This window comes from Brevibacillus sp. NRRL NRS-603, assembly GCF_003013445.1.
GTDB classification, from domain to species: domain Bacteria; phylum Bacillota; class Bacilli; order Brevibacillales; family Brevibacillaceae; genus Brevibacillus; species Brevibacillus formosus.
On record NZ_PXZN01000012.1, the window covers coordinates 701,682 to 722,538 of the forward strand.

Sequence of the window (20,857 nt, forward strand, 5' to 3'; positions counted from 1 at the left end):
CGACAAAATGAGCTAGTTCTTTTGTCTTTTTTAGTAGTGGAATAAGGTCGACGATTAGAGTAACGGTCACATTACAGCGAGTATGGCAGGGGAAATTGGTCATTGATTAGCAAATATTCACGTGGGCTAATATGATAGTAAAGAATAAAAATATGAGTGAGTTGGGAATATTTTACTATCCCAAATATTAGAAGACAAGCCTTTAATTATTAATTTTTGCAATTTATTTAAATAAATTTCATTACAATATTACTCTTAACTTATCTTGACTCCTATCAAAAAGGCTTTCACCCACTCTTTGTAAAGAGAGGTGAAAGCCTTTCGTTCTAGTTCTATTACTCTACCGAGTAAACCTTTTGGCTGGGCAGCTCCAAGCAATGCAGACGGCCGCCGTATACAGCACCTCCGTCAATGCCAATGATTTTATTTTCTCCGTAAAACACATCATGTTTACCGTGCAAATAACTGGTCGGCGTGTGACCAAAAACAACGGTCTTTTCCCCCTGGTAGCCTTTATGGAATTCATCACGTATCCACATCAGCAGGTACGGGTCAGTCTCCGCGACCGGAGTCTCGGGATGTACACCCCCGTGAACAAAAATATAATCATCGGTTTCATAAAAGCAGTCCAAGCCAGCCAAAAATTCCAGATGCTCTTTTATTGACGAGGTGATTTCCAAGGCCTCCGGTGCGCCAGACTCCGTATCGGCTGCGGCATGACCATAGCTCGCCAACGTCTTTTGTGCGCCGTTTCGGAACCATCGTTCGATAAAGACAGAATCTTGCTCGAATGATTTAACCATCATATGATCATGGTTGCCCATCAACACGATTGCCCCTTCTGCATGGAGCTGTTTAACCTTGTCGACGACCCCCTTCGACTCTGGTCCACGGTCTATATAATCACCTAGCAGGATCAATTGATCGTTTTGTGGATCGTACTGAATTTTCTCCATCAACGATTCCAGTTTCTCCAATTCCCCATGAATATCGCTGATTGCCAACAATCTTTTCATCCTACACCCTTCTTTCGCTCGTCTGCGGCTTCTCTTTCGTTACCGACATGTCTCTCTATTGTACGCCCCATTTCATCTGATTACCAGCATGTGTGTCCCTCGAAAGCTTGCAAACGTGAAAAAGCCCAGGCCCAAAAATCTTATCAGGCCAAGGCTTTTCCATATCTCCATGCTTATTTACTCGGCATCTCATTCCAGAACGTAATCTCTTCCACATCCAGGCGAGTAGTCGGATGACCAGGCTCTGCCGCTTTGCCGACTGCAATCAACATAACCGTTTCATATTGATCTGGGATTTGGAAAGCTTCCTTGAATTTCTCGCTGTTATAGCCTCCCATTGGTACTGTGTCATACCCTCTTGCCTTGGCAACGAGCATCAATTGCATCGAGACGAGACCTCCGTCTACCAAAGCAATTTCCTTGATAGTTGCTCGATCCCGATTCTCATAACGCTTGTTGATGTTGTCGATGAGTGTAGCTTTTACTTCCTCTGTCATGTAGCCTGCTTCTACCGCTTTTTTGTAAATGTTTCCGGCTTGTTTGTAGCCCTCATAATCAGCCAGGACTGCAATAATCGCCGCAGCCTCTACCACCTGCTTTTGGTTGAATGCGATGGGGAGAAGCTTCTCCATCAATGGCTGTTCATCGATAATCAAAAACCGCCATGGCTGGAGGTTGGAGCTGGAAGGTGCCAAGGTTGCTTCCTTTAGCATTTCCTTGATTTCATCCCGCGAGATTTTTGCTGTTGGATCGTAATGACGTACGGAACGCCGCTCCCGAATGACGTCCATAAAAGCCTTTTGATCGATAACTTTTCCCATGATTCCATCCTCCAGTAGTAAGTATGCGAATTTAGTAAGTTACTAACTTTATTACATAACAACCCGTGTTCAAAATGTACCACATATTCCAATTCGCTGGCAATCTTTTTGTATGCAAAAAAACGCTTTGGCTAAGCGGCTCACATCCTGTCATGAATGCAAGTGCGTCACCAAAGCGTTTTTTGTTAAACCGGAGAAAAAGCGGATAGCACGGCTGGCTGTCTCACGGTGTCTCCATTCGGGAGCTCGACAACGAGATAGCCACTTCCTTCGTCCTCAGCTGCTTCCCAACTCAAAGAAAAAGATTTGCGGCTAAATGCTTCCTCTTCATCCAGACAACCAAGCATCGTCTTCAATGTGTCTGATGTTATCGGCACGGGCACACTTGCTCCTTGCTCTTGTGGAAGAGAGAGCAGTTTCGGCGCATCTTCGAAGTATTGCACAGTATCGAGGAGCAGAGAAACCTGCTGCCAGCTTAGCGGTGAAACAAAGGCTTCAAAAGCCATTTATTCATCATTCCTTTTATTCACGGTGATCTCCATTGAACAGGTTAGTCTGGACATTCGGCGTTTTCTGTTGTCCTGCTGGGCCAGTTCCGTCTCCTGAGCCTTTTGCAGTCGCTTCGTCCTTTGGTTCATCTGTCGGCAAAACGGTTTCAAAAGCAACTGCTTTTACCCCACCCTCAACAAGTTGTCGGCCGATGCCACCTTGCTCGTTGACGATCACTTGCTCTGTCTCAACAAGGGTCCATTCATTCTGGGACGTCCAGGCATAAACCGTTTCCTCGATGAACATCGCTACAAGCTCATGCGGATTGTTTTTTCGTTTGCGAATCAACTGTACGCCTTTGCCTGCGCGAGCCTGGAGTGGGATCGCAGCAATAGCTGTGCGTTTTACTACCCCTTCTGCGGTCAACAAGCTAAAGGCACGAGAATCGACTTCTTCAATCGGAAGCATCGTGATGACGTCGTCGCCAGGAGCAAGTGCGATTGCTTTTACCCCGCTCGACGCTCTACCAGTAGCGCTGACTTCACTGCGCTGGAATCGAATGCCCATGCCATCTTTCGTCGCACCGAGTATCGCCCCAGCTTCGTCCGCCACAAATACATTCACAAACTCGTCTTCGTCGCCTTTTAGCTTTGCAGCTACCAACGCACTGGAACGATTCGTTTCGTATTCGGACAACGCCGTCTTTTTCATCAAACCATTTTTGCTTACATGGTATACATACAGCGGTTGTTTGAAGTTTTCTACGATCGTAAAGCCAACGATCCGCTGATTCTTCTCCAACGGGATGATGTTGACGAGGGCCGAACCGATATCCTTCCACTTATCGTCCGGGAAGGCGTTAACCAGTGTGGCGAAGTATTTACCGTCCTGGGTAAAGAAAAGAGCTGTGTGAGACGTATTCGTCTCCATGAAATAACGGACACGGTCTCCTTCTTTTACCCCACATGTCTCCAGCGTTCCCCCCACTGATTTGAAGGAGCGCGGGCTCGTCCGCTTGATATATCCTTCGTTTGTGAGGGTAACAATGCAATCTTCGGCATTGATTTGCATCGCGATATCGATTTTGATTTCCTCGATCTCGCCCTGGATTTCTGTCAGACGCTCTTCTGCGTATTTTTTCTTGATCTCGTTCAGCTCGCCTGTAATGACTTGAATCAGCTTTTTCTCGCTTGCCAAAATCGATTTCAGTTCCTCGATTTCTTTTGCCAGTGTAGCCAATTCTTTTTCCAGCTTGACGATATCCAAACGTGTCAAAGAAGCGAGCTGAATGCTCAAGATCGCATCTGCTTGGTTTTCGGTGAAGCCGTATTTCTCCATGATGTTTTTCTTAGCATCTGCGCGGTCTTCCGAATCCATAATCGTATCGACGATCTGACGCAAAATAGACTTGGCACGAATCAAGCCTTCCACGATATGCTCGCGGCTTTGCTTTCGATTCAGATCATATTGGCAGCGATTCGTGACGACTTCTTTTTGGTGGTCAATGTACGCCCCCAGCAAAGCCTTGAGTCCCATCTGGCGGATGGTCCCCTCATGAATCACATTCATGTTGTAATTGTAATAGATTTGCAGATCCGTATTTTTGTACAGGTAGTTGAGAATCGCCTGCTCATCCGCTTCCTTGCGAATATCCACTACGATACGGACTTTTTTCTGCTCGGCCTCTTTGCGACCGGTTTCATCGCGAACCGCCAGTGCCCCTTCGATTTTTCGCTCCATTACGAGCTCATCGATCTGGCCGACCAGCTTCGACTTGACCACTTCGTAAGGGATTTCGGAAATGACGATTTTTTTGATCTTGCCGCCTTTTGGCTCCTCTACATGCGTCTTCCCGCGAATGATGAATTGGCCACGGCCTGTCTCAAACGCCTTGCGAATTCCGGACAACCCTTGAACAATGCCGCCTGTCGGAAAATCTGGACCTTTGACGTGCTGCATCAACTCATCCAGCGAGATATTCGGGTTCTTCATTTGTGCAACAGCTGCATCAATGACCTCCCCCAAATTGTGCGTAGGGATGTCCGTTGCAAAACCAACCGCGATCCCGGCAGCTCCATTCACGAGAAGATTAGGAAACCGTGAAGGCAATACTGCCGGTTGTTGAGCGGAGTTGTCGTAGTTCGGGATGAATGTAACCGTATCCTTTTCAATATCACGCAAAAGCTCATTGGCCAATGCCGACAATCTGGATTCGGTATAACGCATAGCGGCTGGCGGGTCTGCGTCCAAGCTACCAAAGTTTCCATGGCCTTGAATGAGCACCTGGCGCATTTTCCACCATTGCGCCATCCGCACCATCGTTTCGTAAATCGCCGAGTCACCGTGCGGGTGATAGGTACCCATCACGTACCCGACCGTTTTCGCAGATTTACGGTATGGTTTATCGTTCGTGTTGCCTTCTTGGTACATCGCATACAAAATCCGGCGCTGTACCGGTTTTAGTCCATCGCGAGCATCTGGGATCGCGCGTGAGAGAATAACCAGATTGGCGTAGTCCCCAAAGCGCTTTCCCATAATCTCCGCGAAGCTCTGATTAATAATTTGATTGGACAGCATGCTTATTCATCCTCCCCCACTTCAAAGGTGACGTGGTTCTCAATCCACTCACGCCGTGGCGGGACTTTGTCACCCATCAAAACCGTTACCAGCTTCTCACAGTGAGCGAGGTCTTCCAGTTCAACCTTAATGAGCTTGCGCGTCTCAGGGTCCATGGTTGTTTCCCAGAGCTGATCGGCGTTCATCTCACCCAAACCTTTGTAGCGCTGCACTTCAGCACCGCGTCCAGCCTTTTTCAACGCCTGTTCCAGCTCGTAATCGCTCCAACAGTAAATCGCCTCTGTTTGCTTGCCCTTACTTTGCTTTTTCACCTGATACAGTGGCGGTTGGGCAATATACAAGTGACCAGCTGCAATCATCGGGCGCATGTATCGGAAGAAGAAGGTCAGCAGCAGCGTTTGAATATGTGAGCCGTCAACGTCCGCGTCGGACATGATGATTACTTTGTCAAATGCACAGTTTTCAATGGAAAACTCTTCACCAATATCGGTTTCAAGCACCTCTAGGATCGTGCGGAACTCTTCATTCGCCAATACCTCGGATAGCTTTGCTTTTTCCGTGTTCAACGGCTTTCCGCGGAGGCTGAACAAGGCTTGGAACTCTGAATTACGCGCTTGTTTTGCAGAGCCACCCGCAGAATCCCCCTCAACGAGGAAGAGCTCATTGCGCTTGGAATCTCTGTATTGCGGCGGAGTGAACTTTTCCGAAATCGATTTGCGCTTTTTCGCGGTTTTGCCTTTCTTGTCGCCGCGCAGGGCCTCGCGTTGTTTGCGCAGCTCTTCGCGAATCTCAGCAGAGCGCAATGCCTTGTCAATCAGCAGCTTGCCTATTTCCGGATTTTCCTCGAGGAAGAAGCCTAGCTTTTCGGAAACAATCTGTTCTACGATTGCCCGTGCTTCTTCGTTCCCCAGCTTGTCTTTTGTTTGGGACTCAAACTGGACGTCAGCCATTTGCAATGACAATACACCGAGGAAACCTTCCCGCAAATCGTTTCCAGTCAAGTTCGGGTCCTTTTCTTTCAAGTACCCTTTTTTCCGGGCAAATTCGTTAAAGATCCGGGTCGTCCCGTTACGGAAGCCCGTAACATGGGTTCCGCCATCGGTGGTTACAATCGAGTTGACATAGGACACCAGTGTCTCTGCATAGCCGTCATTGTACTGAAAAGCCAGCTCCACGTAGATATTGTCCTTTTCCCCTTCGAAGTAAACGATCGGATGCAGCGTATTTTTCCCCTCGTTCAAGTAAGAAACGTATGATTTCAAGCCATCTTCGAAGTAAAACTCTTCCCGTTTCTTTTCAGGTCCACGCTCGTCAATCAAAACCATGCGCAGCTTTTTCAGAAGGAATGCCGTCTCACGAAAACGATCACGAATCGTCTCATAGTCAAAGCGAGCATGGCCAAACACCGCGTCATCCGGCAGAAAACGTACCGTTGTTCCTGTGCGTTTGGTGTTCCCTGTGATTTCTAGACCGGTAACGGGTTTACCGACGTGCTCAGTTCCATTTGCATCCACTACATATTCAAAGCGTTGCTTATGAATTTTGCCTTCCCGGTGGATTTCGACCTCAAGCCATTTGGACAAGGCAACAACGACGCTGGAGCCTACCCCGTGCAAGCCACCACTTTTTTTATATCCGCCACCGCCGAATTTACCACCGGCATGGAGCGTCGTAAAAATAACCTCTGGTACCGGTCGGCCAGTCTTGTGCATACCCGTTGGAATTCCGCGTCCATGGTCCTCTACACTAACACTGCCATCCTTGTACAAAGTGACGATGATGCTATCATTAACGCCGGCAAGCGCCTCGTCTTTGGCGTTATCTACAATTTCCCACAGCAGATGATGCAGGCCACGCGAGCCCGTGGAGCCTATGTACATTCCAGGGCGCTTTCGAACGGCAATCAAGCCTTCTAAGACCTGAATATCTTCTTCCGTATACGTTAATGTTTGCTGTGTTTCTGTTTCCTTCAATCGCGCTCTCCCCTCTACTCTTCGGACACGTAGAAAAACGATCATGCCTTTTTTACTGATGGCTAGGGTCGTATTCACCTTTTTTGAAAAACGCCGAGATGATTCAATCCCCATTAGAGGAACGTTTTCCTAATAAAAGCGAACACTTAATCGCTATTGTACCGTATGGTTCCCATAGTATTCAACGCCAGTAGCAAAATGGGGCAAAAAAGCCACCTCGCCCCTAGCGAGATGGCCGATTCTTCTCAGTATTCCTCGTTTCGCATTCGTTCTGTACATGACATGCATATTCCATTAATTAGTGTAGCACTAATGGTGAAGATTGGTCAAAACGAAAAACCAAAACATTTGTTTCCCTTTTTCTATTTCTTCCCCCACAGCGTAAATCCTGCTACGATCAAGGAAAATATGTCAACTGTTCTTACATAGCATTTATCGCCGTGCTTCAGGTATTTCCATTCATCCGCGTTTTTGCTTTGGGCATCCTAGTAAGGCATCGATTCCTGAGGCGAAAAAGGGGGGAATACTTTTGATCAGTGCTACCAAGCCGTTTGTCAAATTCCATAAGTATGATGCTGAGCTAGCTTCTGACGTTCACGCGTTAAATTCTGCCGGATACAACAGTGACGACATCTGGGTTTTGAAATGGAATCCTGATAAAAATCACTCCAATCAGCGAAACAATTTTTATAAATACAGTACCCACTTTGAAAGTGCCGTCGGTCACATTGACAGCATGGCGCATTTCTTTGACAATGGCGGTAAAGAACTCCGTACCCGTCTCGAAAAGCTAGGTCTTACGAAAGACGAGTGCTCTGCTTTGGTTCGGGAACTGCAAGAAACCGACTATACATGCCTTCTCGTTGTACGAGACCTTAAGGATAACATTATTAAAATGAATGACTGATCGACCGCAAGAAAAAGCCACTGCTTGGGTTTTAACGCCAGCAGTGGCTTGTTTCATTCATACACTGGGATTACTTGTCTTCTTTAATGAGTTCGATGCCTTCCAGCACTTCGTTCAGCTTCGCGTAAACAGTGCTTTCCTCATCTTCTTCCAATGGTACCATTTCGCCGCCGTCCACTTGGAATACGAAGATATCCACTTCTTCATCTTCTTCGCTTTCCTCATCTTCCACAGCTTCAGCCAAGGCAATATATTCTTTACCGTTCAGGTCGAACATAGCCAATACTTCAAAATCCCCCAACGGCTCACCATTTTCGTCATCCAATGTAATGATATCGCCCAACTCGAGGTCTTTGTTCTCTTCTGTCAATGTGTTCACGTCCTTATGCTGATATTCGTACTCGGTTCCATCATACCGTTTTTTTCCGGGAGAAGCAAACAGGCGAATAACTCTGTGCCTTTCCTGTCCATGAAAAACAACCTACCACGTTTGGCAGGTTGTTAGCTGATTACTCACTATACTCTTCAAGAACACCTTTTTCAAGCAAAAATGCTTCTTCTGCCTGAAGAATGGTCACGATCGCTTCGCGTTTGACATACATTCCAGCGGATGCCAGACGGCTCTCAATCGCACGAAGCAGTTCTTCAAAATCAATGATCTGCACTTGTTGATCGCTCACAAAAAAACCTCCCTTTTCCCATACACCTTTCTCATTGTACACGAACAGGTCGTTTCTTCCAACTCCACCATTTCCGGCGAATTGGTTGTAATAAATAAGCGCTCCAGATGACGAGCACAAAGGAAAGAACGACGTACACACATGAGAAAAACAACCACGGTGCGAAGGTGATGTCGTTGGATTGATCGAACGACTCGCCTAAAATATCCACCAGCACGATGATAGGATTCATCCCTGCCAACATCTGTAGCTCATACATGCTCCAGACATTTGAATTGACGTACCGTTCCGGATATGCCTGTTGCAAGGACTCACCGATAAAAAAGAACAGCAAGCCAGTACCTACCACAAAAAAGAAGGCAATGCCGTAAGTGGTGACCGTCGAAATCGATGTTCGCTTAATCCAAGTAGAGCAGAACAATCCCAGCGACCCGAGAAAAAACATATTCACTGCGAGAAAAAGCACGAGCTGGGCCATTTGTTCCGGGGAGACGCTACCGTACAGCATCACGATACTGTACAAAGGCATCGAGGCAACCAAAAGCAGTGTGGAGAAAGCCAAAGACGTAATGAGCTTGCTCAAAATAATCGTGCGCGTCGACAACTGGGTCGTCAGCAAAATATGCAAGGTCTGGCGTTCTCTCTCCCCACTGATCGCTCCAGCAGTCAGGGCAGGTGCCACAAAGCAAACCATCGCGTAGTGTATCCCCGCGGATATCAGAAACAGATCGCGGTTATCCCCTAACGATTCAGCCTTTAGGGGGTCCATGAGCAAAAAGCCCATCGGTATTCCCCCCATGACTAATAAGTAAATCGCTAATATAAGCATGGTCTTTCTCGAGCGGAATCTTTCCCGCATTTCTTTTACCAAAAGTGGATTGAACAAGAAGTCGCTCACTCCATACCGACTCCTTCCGTAATCGCTAAGAAGACGTCTTCTAAATCTTTCTTGGAATCGCCATAGTAGACGACTGCGACCTGCTCATCCAGCAGTTCTTGAAGCAATTCAGCTTTTTGTTGCTCCGTCCCTTGAAAGTAGAAGCGAAAGCCTCCCATATATTCCGACAATTGATGCACATACGGAGAGCTCGCTAACAGAAGTCCCGCTTTGTCCAAGTTCCGCAGGGCTCTTAGTTGCATGCGGCTTTGCCCAGTGTCCCGATTACTGACCTCGTGAACAGACCCATACGCAATTAATCTTCCTTTTTCAATGACACCAATATCATCACACAGCTCGGCTAGCTCAGGCAAAACATGGGAGCTGATAATAATCGTTTTGCCCATTTCGCGTAGTTGCTTCATAATTTCGCGCAACTCGATACGAGCTCGCGGGTCCAGTCCTGACGCGGGTTCATCCAAAATCAGCACGGCCGGATCATGTACGAGACAACGAGCTAACCCCAGACGCTGTTGCATGCCTCGAGATAAAGAATCGACGAAAGCATCTGCTTTGTGAGACAAATTCACCAGTTCTAAAAGATCACCGACGAGCGCTCGTCTCTTGGAGGCTGGAATTTTGTATGCTCCTGCATAAAACTCCAAATACTCCACCGCTGTCAAATTGTCATATACCCCAAAAAAATCAGGCATGTAGCCAACAGACTGGCGCACACTTGCAGGGTCTTTTCGCACATTGTAGCCACAGACAAACGCTTCTCCTTCACTCTGTTCCAAAAGGGTAGACAAGATGAGCATCGTAGTAGATTTCCCGGCACCATTTGGACCAATAAAGCCGAATACCTTTCCTTGCTCAATCGAGAGGTTCAAATCTGACAATGCTTGCAAATTACCGTATCTTTTCCCTAAATGAACGGTTTCGATTACCATTTCCGCACCCCCTCTACCTGGAAAATTGGCTCTGGTAGAGCTAATCGCGACGTTCCATTGTGGGAAAAACGAAGCAATAACGATTGATTTGGCGTCAATACTTGCTGAAGTTCTTTATCGAGGACAAGTCTCGTCCCTCGCGCAACAGGTATCCACCTGCCGCTCTTTTGGTGGAAGTATTCTATCCGGAAAGGCTTGAATGAACTGTGATTCAGCGGTACCGTTATTCGCTTCATATTGACCGCGGCTTTGTCTGTGCGCAGCTCAAACGTAATGCTGCCCTTTCCAAGCTGCCAAATATACCCGGTACTGTCAAAGTCTCCAGTCATTTCATACATCTCGGCATCAAGCAGGCCATAAGGAAAAGTCACTAGACCTTGTTCATTCGGCTGGAATTGAATAGGCTGCTGAATAACATTCCAATAATGCGCTTGGTGAGGCACCTGCATTGTCATCAGAGGAAGAGGCTCTGTCGTTATGCCGATGATACTTACTTGATTCCCCTCTTCATACTCAACGACTCTTTCCTGCATTTCTTTGATTCGTTCTTCTATCGTCTGCAATTCTTTTGGTGCTTGTGGTTTTCTTGGCATAAACAGGGGCTCAAGCACACTGTCAACCTGCTTTTCTTCCCCCTTTTTCAATGGCCCAAGCGGAATTCGCTGAAAACCAATTTCAATATAAGTCTGATCGTAGGCAAACTCCGTATTGTTTTTCACGTGCCCTTGCAGACGATTCTCATTGATTTGCAACGAAGCATCAAAAGCCCCCATGTCGTGCTTAACCCCGATACCGATTGCCTGTTTCGGTGTCAAATAGGGGACATTGCGGAAAGAGAGAACCTCATCGCCACCCATTAGCCCCTCCGGTCGATAATCATTTCGCCCGACTGTCAAGGGCAGTGCAGCGATTGAAGGCTCAAGCTGAACATCGTATTGGTTCTGATCCACCCCTAAAAACGTTGCGGCTGAGCGAACATGAGCCAGAGACTCATCTAATATATCGATCTTGGTTACGGCGTAACTCGTACTCGTTTTCACAACAGCAGGCTTTCCAACCGCGAATATAGCGACGGTCAAGAAAATTGCTCCTGCCGGGATGACTCCCCACGCCCATTCAGGTTTTCTCATTCTTTTTAAAACGAAGTATGTCAATGGGGCGAGCACAATTACATATCCGCCCCACAACGTCACCATCCAGATTGGCGGAGGAGTTTGTACTACAGGAATCTTCTTGCTCAAGTCAAGAAAAGGTCTGGTCATTTGATCCATATACGGCTTCTCTTCAAAAATCTTCTTGGCGCCATGCTGGGTCATTGCATTTTGCCACAGTTGTGGATTGAACTGCCACGATGCCAACGGCTCAGCAGTCACATCATAGTTGACAAATAGCAGCAACCCTCTGCCGTACGATTTTGACACAAATAAGGGCAAGTCGCGGTTGTATACACCGATACTGCCATTTGGCGCGACTTTTGCAATGTCATACTCATGCAATGCTTGCTGTAGCTCAATATTACCAGCTTTTCCGGCTTCCACTGGGAGAATATCAGCAAACCGCTGGATCATTCCATCTTGATTGGGACCTGCGGAAACAACCACGATCCCTCCCAGCTGGATCCACTCCTTGATCGCTGCCATCTGTTGATCATTAATTGTGGAACCACTATTGCCCGCCAGCGCTAACATGTCTATGTTTTCGTAAATCCATGATTGGTCAGGCAACATTTGTTCCGTGAGATTTTGTACGGACAAGGGGCGATTCATTTTGGATTGTGATTGATTAACGGCAAGGAAATGAAACGCATTGCCCTCCTCGCTGATTACCCCAATGGTGCGCCCGTCTGTTGGATATGAGATACGCAGCTTTTCGCTTTTGACAACTTGACCGTTTTGCGTCACCTGGACGTACCAATCATCGAGCAATATTTGCGAAGGCATATCAAAGTATACGGTTGTACTCTTCCCTTGCTCGAGCTTTATTGGACGCCGAAGCTTAAATTCATTATTTTTTTTGACTTCTCGCTGTGATAACTCTACAGCTCCTGTGAAATTCTGTTCTTGGCTGGTTACCTTTACGTTTAGTCTCATCCATGATTCATACTTGACGATCCCACTTAAAGGAATTTCGAATTGTATGTCTACGTTGCTCTCTGCCATAGCTGGGCGTATCGAAAAGCTAAGCCATGTGATGACAAAGATTAACACCCATTTCCATCTCATGCTTGTTCCTCCGCTCATTTTCGTGACGCCAAAGAGATAACCAGTTGTTGCAGCTGATCATGGCGTGAGATAAGCAGTAAGTCCTTACCTTTGTTTGCCCAGTTGCCTTTGATCAGCTCTTCAGATGACTGGTTTCGCAATGGTAGCTCGCGTGTCACAAAAGGCTCTTCACTCACGTTCACTTCCATCAGCGTTCCATTTGGATGTGTAAAGGTCAATCGCGTATCGGAGCTCCACGATGCCCACTGTCCCAATGCAAGCGAGGTAACTTTCCCCGTCCGCATTTCCATTAGCTGTACTTCTCCGGCTTTATTGAAGGCAAGCAAGCTTCCATCTGGTGACCATTCAGGCTGAGAGCCTTCAACAAGCTTCCATTCTTGGAACGATACTGTGCTGCTCACCCAAATCTCTTCGACGCCATTTTTAGAGCGGGAAAAGGCAAGCGAATCATCATGTTCAGACCAGCTTGGTGAAGAGTATACTACTCCATCTTCTTCCTTCAGCAATCGGCTGCTTCCCATGCTGTAAGTCGTTGGCATCTCCACAATCCATATCCGCGATAAGTTTTTAACCTGCTCGACGACAGCGATTTGCTTTCCATAATTTGACCACGCTACCCCCGTGTATTTCCCTTCCGTTGGCGGCAGCTTGATCGTGACTGGCTTTAATTCTTCGTCGATTGGAATGGTCTTCAGCTCTGTATTGTTATTGATATAAGCTAGCTGAGTGGCTTTGCGATCAATATCAACAAGCTCCACGGCTGCTTGTGCTGGCAGCTTAAGTACTTCATGCTCTCGAACGGCAAGAGAGGTAATGTTCCACCACACAAATCCGCCTATGGCAAGGGTGAGAGCAGCAGCAGCGATTCCGCTCCAAACCAACTTCCCAAGCTTTTTGGGTGCGACATTTGGGGCTTTTGCCTGTTTGGCTTCGAGATCTCTCATTTTCTGGAGCAATTGCTTTTTGAGATCTGATTTTAACTGATAATTGACGGGAACCGATCCGCGCATCTGCTTTAAATGGGCTAGGAGTTGGGTTACGGTCTGATCATCCGATTGATGATCCTGGGGGTGCTTCTCCTCTTCTCTCATTCGGAGTCCCCCCTCTCATACATCTTCTGAAGTTTTTGTAAGCCGCGATAAGAAATCATTTTGATACTCGATTCTGTTTTGCCGAGCACCTCAGCTACCTGACTGATTTTGAGGTCAGCAAAGTACCGGAGCATCAACACGTCTCGTTGATCCTGAGACAACAAGTCCAGACGATCACGAAGCAGACGAATCTCTTCATTCGTCAGCGCCTGTCGTTCTGGCTGCCATGTGTCGTCCGGTTCTGCTCCAAGAAAATCTTCCTGGTCAACCGGTAGCTCCCTGTTTTTCCGCATAAAATCCACATATGTATTGTGAGCAATACGAAAAATCCATGATGCGAAAGGACTTGTTCTGCTATATTGCTCGAATTTTTCTAGCGCTTTTAAAAAGACCACGGTGGTCAAATCATCGGCATCCCACGTACTTTGAACCCGGCATCGTAAATACCGGTTGACGCGATCAAAATATTCGTCATACAGTTCCGTAAATGGACGAGATTCATAATAATCTCCGGATGATGGCCCCGATGGTTGCTTCATAGCCATTCCCATTTGCGTTTTCCTCGGTTTCTTCCAGACTGAAGCATGTTCTCAGAATGGACTTTCTCCACTGCATTCTGAGACTACTCTAACTAAGTAATACGTATTTCTTAGGAAGAAAGTTTCATAATGTGGCAAAGTTTTTTGAATTATTTCCCTAATGCGGCATCTAATGCTATCTGAATGTCTTGCACAGCCTCGATTCCGACCGATAACCGTATCAGTCCCATCGTGATTCCCGTTTCCTTGCGCTGCTCTTCAGAAAAAGCACGATGGGACGTCGTAACTGGATGAGATACACTCGTCTCCACACCTGCAAGAGACGGAGCCAGCTTGATCCAGTCAAGTGCCCGGTAAAAGTCATAAATCTTCGTCTCGTCTGCCAGAACAAAGGATACCATTGCCCCCTGTTTTTGCCTTGAAAAAAAGAAGGTATCCGTAGGACTTGGGTAATACACTCGTCCAACTGCAGGATGATCACGAAGAAACGAAGCGATCTGGCAGGCATTATCGCATTGACGCTCCATTCTCACAGCCAATGTTTTCAAACCGCGTGATGTCAACCAGGCCTCAAAGGGACTGAGAGATGCACCGTAGTTGGCTACGATCTCTGTGGCACGCTTGATTGTCGCCTGTGATCCAACCAGAACACCTGAAGTCACATCGCTATGTCCACCTATGTATTTGGTTCCACTATGTACCACGAGATCTGCTCCAAATAGAACGGGTTGTACCAAATACGGGGTCGCAAACGTATTATCCACCATAACGGTTAAGCCAAGACTTTTTGCTTCCTTGATCCAGTAAGGCAAATCCACAACAGTCAACAGCGGATTGGTGATGGTCTCCACGAAAAACAGCCGCGTCGTTGGGCGAACATGATCAGCAAGCTTTGTCATTTGACCGAGCTGGATGCACTCAAGCTCGATCCCAAATCGCGACAGCTCCTTGTGCAGGAGAGCATAGGTACCGCCATAAATTTCATGGGAAGCCAGAACGTGATCGCCAGGGGAAAGAACGGCAAGTAAACCCGCCATGATCGCTCCCATACCGGAGGCAGCACTGACACCTGCCTCTGCGCCTTCTAAAACAGCGATCGCTCGAGCCAGTTCGGCTTGGTTGGGATTCCCATTTCGGGTGTACAAGTATTCTCCTTCGCCGACGTAGTACTGCTCTACTTCTTCCAACCCTTCGAAGGCAAAAACAGAGGTTTGATAAATCGGTGTCGTTTTGCTTTTTACTCCCCGTAAAGGGTCATGTCCGATATGTACCGTTTTAGTCTCAAATCGCTCTGCCACATTGATCACCCTTTTCTCCCAATCATACCATGCGAGATTGGAAAGGAAACTAGCGGATTGGCAAAAGCTCGACTATTTGTGTTATAATTCGAAACCGAACCACCCAATAGTATGAAACAAAGGAAGGTGCATAAGATGAGAAAGATGATGACAACTCTGTTCACATGTCTGACGGCAATCGCCTTGGTTACGGGTTGTTCTACAGGAAGCAATGAAGCCGCTCCTAATCAACCGACTGCGCCAGCAGAGAAACCAGCATCCAAAGAGCCAGCTAACCCACCGGGTCCAACCGGAGAGAAGAAATACGAGAAGGCTCCGGCTATGCAGATTGACAAAGCAAAGGACTATCAAGCAAAAATCTCTACTTCCATGGGAGACATCACGATCGATCTGTTTGAAAAAGATGCCCCAATTGCTGTCAATAACTTTGTTTTCCTAGCAAAGGACAAGTTCTATGACGGCATCACGTTCCACCGCGTTATCAAAGACTTTATGATTCAAACAGGTGATCCATTAGGATCTGGCATGGGTGGCCCTGGTTACACGTTTGAAGACGAATTGCAAAATGGTCATAAATATGAACCAGGCGTGGTTGCCATGGCGAATTCCGGTAAAAACACGAATGGTAGCCAATTCTTCATTGGTTCTGGACCTGACGTGACAGGCTTGGACAACTCTCCGAAATACACGATTTTCGGAAAAGTCACGGGTGGCATGGATATTGTTCAAAAAATTGCAGGAACAAAAGTAAAGAAACACCCACAAACGGGTGAACCAAGTGTTCCTGAGCAAACAATTACCATTAAATCCATTACGATTACGGAAAAATAAGAGCAGCCTCACACTGCACTTGAAAGCCACTTTCTCAATGGGAAAGTGGCTTTTTTAATAGAAGAAACATCCTTTTGTGAAAACACTTTCACAAATCTCATATTTTTGTAAATAGTTCTATGGAACCAATTACCTCTTGAACCACTCCGATAAGACCGATAGACTTGCTAAAGACCTGATTCGCTTCCGCAATCAAAACGCAAAAAGCGAAAAGGAGTGGTTCACACCATGTTGAGACGAGAAGCGCCAACGCGCTTTTTCTTCTTTTTGAACAGTATTGCCTTGATGCTGTTATGCTTATTTGTCACACCGACAAGTGCAATGGCACCACAGCCCATACAAATACTCCCTGTTCTCAGTAGTGCACAGGCACCATTGGAACATGATTCGAAGAAGGAAAAGAAAACAGCCACATCTGCTGCACCAGTAAAGCGTGAGTCTGTGAAGGTTAGTCGCGATAGTCGCCCAAAAGTAGTTCGCAATGGAAAAGTGAAGATTTCGGAGAGGGATATGGAACTGCTCGCCCGGTTGGTGTATGCGGAAGGCCGGGGAGAACCATATGAAGGACAGGTAGCGATTGCTGCCGTTGTATTGAATCGGGTTGCTTCACATAAATTTCCAAATACGGTACGGGAGGTTATTTATGCTCCCAATGCGTTTTCGCCTGTCCATGACGGCAATTTGACACATAAGTCAAATGAGCGTACGAGAAAAGCGGTTCGGGACGCGGTGAATGGTAAGGATCCGAGCAACGGCTCCCTCTACTTCTTCAATCCGGATACGGCTACATCCAAGTGGATTTGGTCACGTCCTGTAACGGTTGAGATCGGTAACCATCGTTTTGCTCGTTAACGCGCTACTTACAGAAAAATATTTAATAATACTTTATTTTTATTTTATTGATGTTTTACTTTTGCTTGCTATGTTGTAGATGTAAGCACTTTTTCAACGCATTGAGAAAAGGTTCGATTATCTTCTTTGGATGACTTTTTAACGTAAGCATGTTTAGATCGATCAATCAATCTGAGTATGCCTACGCTAATAGCTTTGATTGATTGACTGGTTTGGGTGAGAGCAAATCAGTCATAGAACAATCAGTCGTACTTTTTCTCAATCGCCCCCAATAATTAGGCATTCCCAACTGGGAATGCCCCTTTTTTATTTTAAAACCCGTATACAGACATACCGCCATCAACCGAAATGGTTTGCCCTGATATGTATGAAGCAGCATCAGAGGACAAGAAAATCGCTGGTCCTACCAAGTCCTCCACATCCCCAATTCGACCACTCGGCGTTCTCTGCAACACCTCTTGGACGAACGCTTCGTCACTAAGCAAGCTCTCCGTTAATGGCGTACGGAAATACCACGGTGCGATTGCATTTACGTTGACGCCAAACTTGCTCCATTCTAATGCCAGCACCCGCGTCATCTGGATCAGCCCTGCTTTGCTGGCACCATACGCTACACCCGTGCGAAGCGCTACTACACCTGCGACTGAAGCAATATTGACGATTCTTCCATAGCGCTGCTCGCACATGATTTTCCCTGCAGCTTGACTCATGAAAAACGCTGCTTTCAAATTCAAATCCACTACCCTGTCCCATTCTTCTTCCGTTACCTCATGAGCCTTCTTGCGGATATTCATTCCTGCATTATTGATCAGGATATGAACACCCCCTAGCCCATCAAGTGCTTGCTTCACCACACGGTCCGCTGCATCAGACACAGTCAAGTCCGCCTCGACAGGAAAAGCCACTCCGCCTTTTGCTTCAATCTCTGATACCACCTCTTGCAAATCAGAAGCTGTTCGCGAGACTACCGCAACCTCCGCCCCCGCTTCTGCGATTCCCAGCGCAAGTGCCTTCCCAATCCCTCTTCCAGCACCTGTTATGATTGCTTTCTTTCCATGCAAATCAAAACGTGTCATTTTCGAACCGACTCCCCTTTCGTTTCCTTAGAGGATTCTGCATCCATCGCCTTTTCCCTTGTCTTTTGCTACAATATACCTGTATGGAAAGGGGGCAGTCCGTTGCGTTTGTACAGTCAGATGACACTCGCCGAGCTGCAGGAGGAAATGGAGCGCCTGCACGTAGAAGCGAAAGAGAAAAAGGAGCTTGGTGATCACTCACAGCTTGCGATCATTACACAAAAGTACTTTATGGCGAAATCGTACTATTTAGGAACGGGTGAGTTCCGAATCGGCAGCAAATACAGCGTGCCTGATTACGATCAGCCGTTTACAATCGATTATTTCAACGGCGTCTTTGCATGGGGACGTTTCCCTGATTCGGATGAACAGACAGGTTTTCCAGTAGGAATGCTGGAACTGTGGTTTGACTAGAAAAAGAGATCGGCACTCGCACTCTTGTGCATGCTGATCTCTTTTTTCTTGCCCGGGCACATGCCGTTGCAGCATGGATATACTAAGAAAAACGAAAGGGAGCCAACCCGCATATGGACTGGATTTCTATCATCCTTTTGGTACTACTGGCGCTCGGTGTCATTGGCAACAATGCAACCGTCTCCATTGCAGTTGCGATCCTTCTCTTAATGAGGCTCCTGTCATTGGACCGATATTTCCCCCTACTCGAGCAGCACGGATTACAGCTCGGGATCATTATACTGACGATTGGCATCATGACTCCGCTTGCAAGCGGCAAAATCAATCCTTCGTCCATCTTGGAGATTTTTACAAATTGGCATTCGTTACTGGCCGTCGCCGTCGGTATGTTTGTGGCTTACCTAGCAGGAAAAGGAACGGCCTTAATGACCCAAAATCCTTTGATCGTTACTGGACTGCTGCTAGGTACAATCGCTGGTGTCACTTTTTTCCGTGGTGTTGCAGTCGGTCCTTTAATTGCGGCAGGTATTCTCGCCTTTATTTTGCAATTTCTTCCCAAGTGATTAGGTCCAGCGCTCTTTCAGCTGAAGGCCATAGGCCAAAATTTGCTGTGGTGTAACCATACGGAAGCCTTGCTGCGCACGATAATCAATCGTAAGTACATCAGACCCGATGTAGGCGATCGTTTCGCGATCTATCAGAAACGTCAAAGAATCGACCTGGTAGACTTCATCTTCTGGACCTTGGGTATCCCACCACAACGCATACTCTACATTCATCCCGCAGCCACCGACTAGCTCCCCGTTGATCCGAATGGGCTTGTCCGTACTGGCTATGCGTTCTACAGCTTCTTTTGTCACTTTTACTATCATATTTGGTGCCACCCTTCTCATGATTTTCCAGCATGCTGGATGCATCATCTCTTACATGATAGCATACAATGCTTGAAAGGCAGCAGAAAGGACGATCATCTATGAACATCTACGAACAAGATGGGATTTTTGTCGCTGAAACGGAGTTCCAATCGGAGCACGTTGTCATTTTTGCGAACACGTGGGAGGAAGCCAAGGAAAAACTACTCGTTCGGCTTCTCGTACTAGAAATGATTGGTTAAGCAAAAAGCGGGTCGCCCAATGGACCTGCTTTTTTCCATGTGAAAACAACAAGGAGCTTCCCATACCCATGACAGATACGACAACAATGAAAATGGCCGAGCAGCATCTGGTTGCTCAAATCAGACAAGCAACAGCCAAAGCCAATCGCAACAATGTCACCCGCACACAAGCATACCTCGCCTTTTATCTCGAGCACCAAGAGGTTCACTGGGCATTATTGGCCCATCTGGTCTCACGAAACGGCGGGTGGAACATGACCGATTTAAAAGGAGAATGGCTACCGCTTATTATGGACGCACAAGCAATCGAGCCGTTTTTTTGGTTTTTGGAAAGATGTAACTGGCTGATTTTTCACGATGCCTATCCGCAATTACTTCTGTATGCGGAGATGAAACGAACGGGTACAGATTTAACAAAGCTTTTGGTACCACTTGGTGTTTCAGTTTTTATGCAATCGTATTGGAAAGAGTTCCTCGCATCCAAAGACAGTGCGAACATTACACATGCACTCATCGTCAATGAACAGCAATATATCGAACAACGTGTTGTACAGAAGCCGTTTACACTGAATCGTATTTTTGCTTCGTTTGCCTTCGTCGCCCAATCTGCTCTCTCGATGAATCAAGTACTCATTCCTTATAAAGCGCACGCTACTGACCGCCGACTTAGCTTGATCGGGTTGAATGTCCATCATTTTCCCGACGTCAAAAACCGCATTCAGGTCGGAAAGACGTTGTATCAGCAATTGTTTGGGGATCGTCTTCGCTTCGAGAAAATACTGTCCTACTGCTCTCGTATTCCTCACACGGGCTCACGAGCGGATTATTGGCCGCATTTGTTCACACCTCACCATGCTCCTTCTACCACAGACGATGAATACCAGCTGCGATTGGATGGACACGAGTTGCTAGAAGGAAGTCCGAAGATATACAGCCCACGTCTTCAAGATGCATGGGCTGATTATGGACATGATCCGGCAGATGGGGTAGATTGGTTTCGAGATGAAAAATGGCACAAGGTCGTAAAAGAGCCTGCTTCACTGCCTTCCATCGACAGTAATTCTTATGTGCGTTCACTGCAATGGATCGAATACGGAGTCAAACTCGTCTCAGCAATCACGTAGCTTGGA

Annotated in this window: 22 protein-coding genes; 7 read left to right on the forward strand and 15 right to left on the reverse strand. The window is 46.9% G+C overall.

Going from position 1 to position 20,857, the window contains the following annotated elements; genetic code table 11:
- Nucleotides 1-335: 335 nt before the first annotated feature.
- The 5 genes from C7R94_RS10290 to C7R94_RS10310 form a co-directional block, all read right to left on the reverse strand.
- Nucleotides 336-1,016 carry a metallophosphoesterase family protein gene (locus C7R94_RS10290; RefSeq protein ID WP_106780684.1) on the reverse strand — a complete coding sequence of 227 codons (681 nt, stop codon included), beginning with the start codon at nt 1,014-1,016 and terminating at the stop codon, nt 336-338.
- Between the two features lie 173 nt (nt 1,017-1,189).
- The gene (locus C7R94_RS10295) at nt 1,190-1,837 is read right to left on the reverse strand and encodes a nitroreductase family protein (RefSeq protein WP_106780687.1); all 648 of its coding nucleotides are present in this window, start codon (nt 1,835-1,837) and stop codon (nt 1,190-1,192) included.
- A 185-nt stretch (nt 1,838-2,022) separates the two neighbouring features.
- Nucleotides 2,023-2,343 carry a hypothetical protein gene (locus tag C7R94_RS10300; RefSeq protein WP_106780689.1) on the reverse strand — a complete coding sequence of 107 codons (321 nt, stop codon included), beginning with the start codon at nt 2,341-2,343 and terminating at the stop codon, nt 2,023-2,025.
- A 16-nt stretch (nt 2,344-2,359) separates the two neighbouring features.
- A complete protein-coding gene (parC, locus tag C7R94_RS10305) occupies nt 2,360-4,903 on the reverse strand; it encodes a DNA topoisomerase IV subunit A (protein WP_106780691.1) in 2,544 nt (847 codons plus the stop codon).
- Between the two features lie 2 nt (nt 4,904-4,905).
- Nucleotides 4,906-6,876 (reverse strand): DNA gyrase/topoisomerase IV subunit B, encoded by a 1,971-nt coding sequence (locus tag C7R94_RS10310; RefSeq protein ID WP_106781275.1) that lies wholly within the window; start codon nt 6,874-6,876, stop codon nt 4,906-4,908.
- A gap of 529 nt (nt 6,877-7,405) precedes the next feature.
- On the opposite strand from C7R94_RS10310, the gene C7R94_RS10315 reads away from it, so the two are divergent.
- Nucleotides 7,406-7,783: a YflT domain-containing protein gene (locus C7R94_RS10315; protein WP_047067585.1), complete on the forward strand. Its 378-nt coding sequence runs from the start codon at nt 7,406-7,408 to the stop codon at nt 7,781-7,783.
- Nucleotides 7,784-7,853: 70 nt separating this feature from the next.
- On the opposite strand, the gene C7R94_RS10320 is transcribed toward C7R94_RS10315, so the two are convergent.
- The 8 genes from C7R94_RS10320 to C7R94_RS10355 all read right to left on the reverse strand — a co-directional run bounded on the left by C7R94_RS10320 (nt 7,854) and on the right by C7R94_RS10355 (nt 15,449).
- A complete protein-coding gene (locus C7R94_RS10320) occupies nt 7,854-8,153 on the reverse strand; it encodes a DUF1292 domain-containing protein (RefSeq protein ID WP_007718819.1) in 300 nt (99 codons plus the stop codon).
- Between the two features lie 139 nt (nt 8,154-8,292).
- Complete coding sequence (locus tag C7R94_RS10325) at nt 8,293-8,505, reverse strand: hypothetical protein (RefSeq protein ID WP_047067590.1); 213 nt, start codon at nt 8,503-8,505, stop codon at nt 8,293-8,295.
- Nucleotides 8,495-9,361 carry an ABC transporter permease gene (locus tag C7R94_RS10330; protein ID WP_106780695.1) on the reverse strand — a complete coding sequence of 289 codons (867 nt, stop codon included), beginning with the start codon at nt 9,359-9,361 and terminating at the stop codon, nt 8,495-8,497. Before C7R94_RS10330 ends, C7R94_RS10325 begins: the two co-directional genes overlap by 11 nt.
- Nucleotides 9,358-10,290 (reverse strand): ABC transporter ATP-binding protein, encoded by a 933-nt coding sequence (locus C7R94_RS10335; RefSeq protein WP_106780697.1) that lies wholly within the window; start codon nt 10,288-10,290, stop codon nt 9,358-9,360. The genes C7R94_RS10330 and C7R94_RS10335 overlap by 4 nt, the downstream gene beginning before the upstream one ends.
- Nucleotides 10,284-12,512, reverse strand: a complete 2,229-nt coding sequence (locus C7R94_RS10340) for a hypothetical protein (RefSeq protein ID WP_106780700.1) — start codon at nt 12,510-12,512, stop codon at nt 10,284-10,286. Before C7R94_RS10340 ends, C7R94_RS10335 begins: the two co-directional genes overlap by 7 nt.
- Nucleotides 12,513-12,526: 14 nt before the next feature.
- On the reverse strand, nt 12,527-13,603 hold the full coding sequence (locus C7R94_RS10345) for a TolB family protein (protein WP_106780702.1): 1,077 nt from the start codon (nt 13,601-13,603) through the stop codon (nt 12,527-12,529).
- Entirely contained in the window at nt 13,600-14,154 is a 555-nt protein-coding gene (locus C7R94_RS10350; protein ID WP_047067599.1) for an RNA polymerase sigma factor, read from the reverse strand. The genes C7R94_RS10345 and C7R94_RS10350 overlap by 4 nt, the downstream gene beginning before the upstream one ends.
- A gap of 137 nt (nt 14,155-14,291) precedes the next feature.
- Nucleotides 14,292-15,449 carry a trans-sulfuration enzyme family protein gene (locus C7R94_RS10355; RefSeq protein WP_106780704.1) on the reverse strand — a complete coding sequence of 386 codons (1,158 nt, stop codon included), beginning with the start codon at nt 15,447-15,449 and terminating at the stop codon, nt 14,292-14,294.
- Between the two features lie 126 nt (nt 15,450-15,575).
- Here C7R94_RS10355 and C7R94_RS10360 point away from each other — a divergent pair, with 126 nt between their 5' ends.
- Together C7R94_RS10360 and C7R94_RS10365 are read left to right on the forward strand one after the other, a co-directional pair.
- Complete coding sequence (locus C7R94_RS10360) at nt 15,576-16,271, forward strand: peptidylprolyl isomerase (RefSeq protein WP_106780706.1); 696 nt, start codon at nt 15,576-15,578, stop codon at nt 16,269-16,271.
- Between the two features lie 228 nt (nt 16,272-16,499).
- Nucleotides 16,500-17,123 carry a cell wall hydrolase gene (locus C7R94_RS10365; RefSeq protein WP_106780709.1) on the forward strand — a complete coding sequence of 208 codons (624 nt, stop codon included), beginning with the start codon at nt 16,500-16,502 and terminating at the stop codon, nt 17,121-17,123.
- 311 nt (nt 17,124-17,434) lie between these two features.
- Here the strand turns inward: C7R94_RS10365 and C7R94_RS10370 are convergent, their stop codons facing one another.
- On the reverse strand, nt 17,435-18,199 hold the full coding sequence (locus C7R94_RS10370) for an SDR family NAD(P)-dependent oxidoreductase (RefSeq protein WP_106780712.1): 765 nt from the start codon (nt 18,197-18,199) through the stop codon (nt 17,435-17,437).
- Between the two features lie 102 nt (nt 18,200-18,301).
- Here C7R94_RS10370 and C7R94_RS10375 point away from each other — a divergent pair, with 102 nt between their 5' ends.
- A complete protein-coding gene (locus C7R94_RS10375; protein WP_047067608.1) occupies nt 18,302-18,613 on the forward strand; it encodes a YfhH family protein in 312 nt (103 codons plus the stop codon).
- A 113-nt stretch (nt 18,614-18,726) separates the two neighbouring features.
- Complete coding sequence (locus tag C7R94_RS10380; RefSeq protein WP_047067610.1) at nt 18,727-19,176, forward strand: DUF441 domain-containing protein; 450 nt, start codon at nt 18,727-18,729, stop codon at nt 19,174-19,176.
- Here the strand turns inward: C7R94_RS10380 and C7R94_RS10385 are convergent, their stop codons facing one another.
- Nucleotides 19,177-19,485 (reverse strand): iron-sulfur cluster biosynthesis family protein, encoded by a 309-nt coding sequence (locus tag C7R94_RS10385; protein ID WP_047067612.1) that lies wholly within the window; start codon nt 19,483-19,485, stop codon nt 19,177-19,179. It lies immediately after the preceding gene.
- Between the two features lie 101 nt (nt 19,486-19,586).
- On the opposite strand from C7R94_RS10385, the gene C7R94_RS30240 reads away from it, so the two are divergent.
- Nucleotides 19,587-19,727 carry a hypothetical protein gene (locus tag C7R94_RS30240; protein ID WP_007718846.1) on the forward strand — a complete coding sequence of 47 codons (141 nt, stop codon included), beginning with the start codon at nt 19,587-19,589 and terminating at the stop codon, nt 19,725-19,727.
- A gap of 68 nt (nt 19,728-19,795) precedes the next feature.
- A complete protein-coding gene (locus C7R94_RS10390; RefSeq protein WP_106780714.1) occupies nt 19,796-20,851 on the forward strand; it encodes a DUF2515 family protein in 1,056 nt (351 codons plus the stop codon).
- The last annotated feature ends 6 nt before the right edge of the window (nt 20,852-20,857 follow it).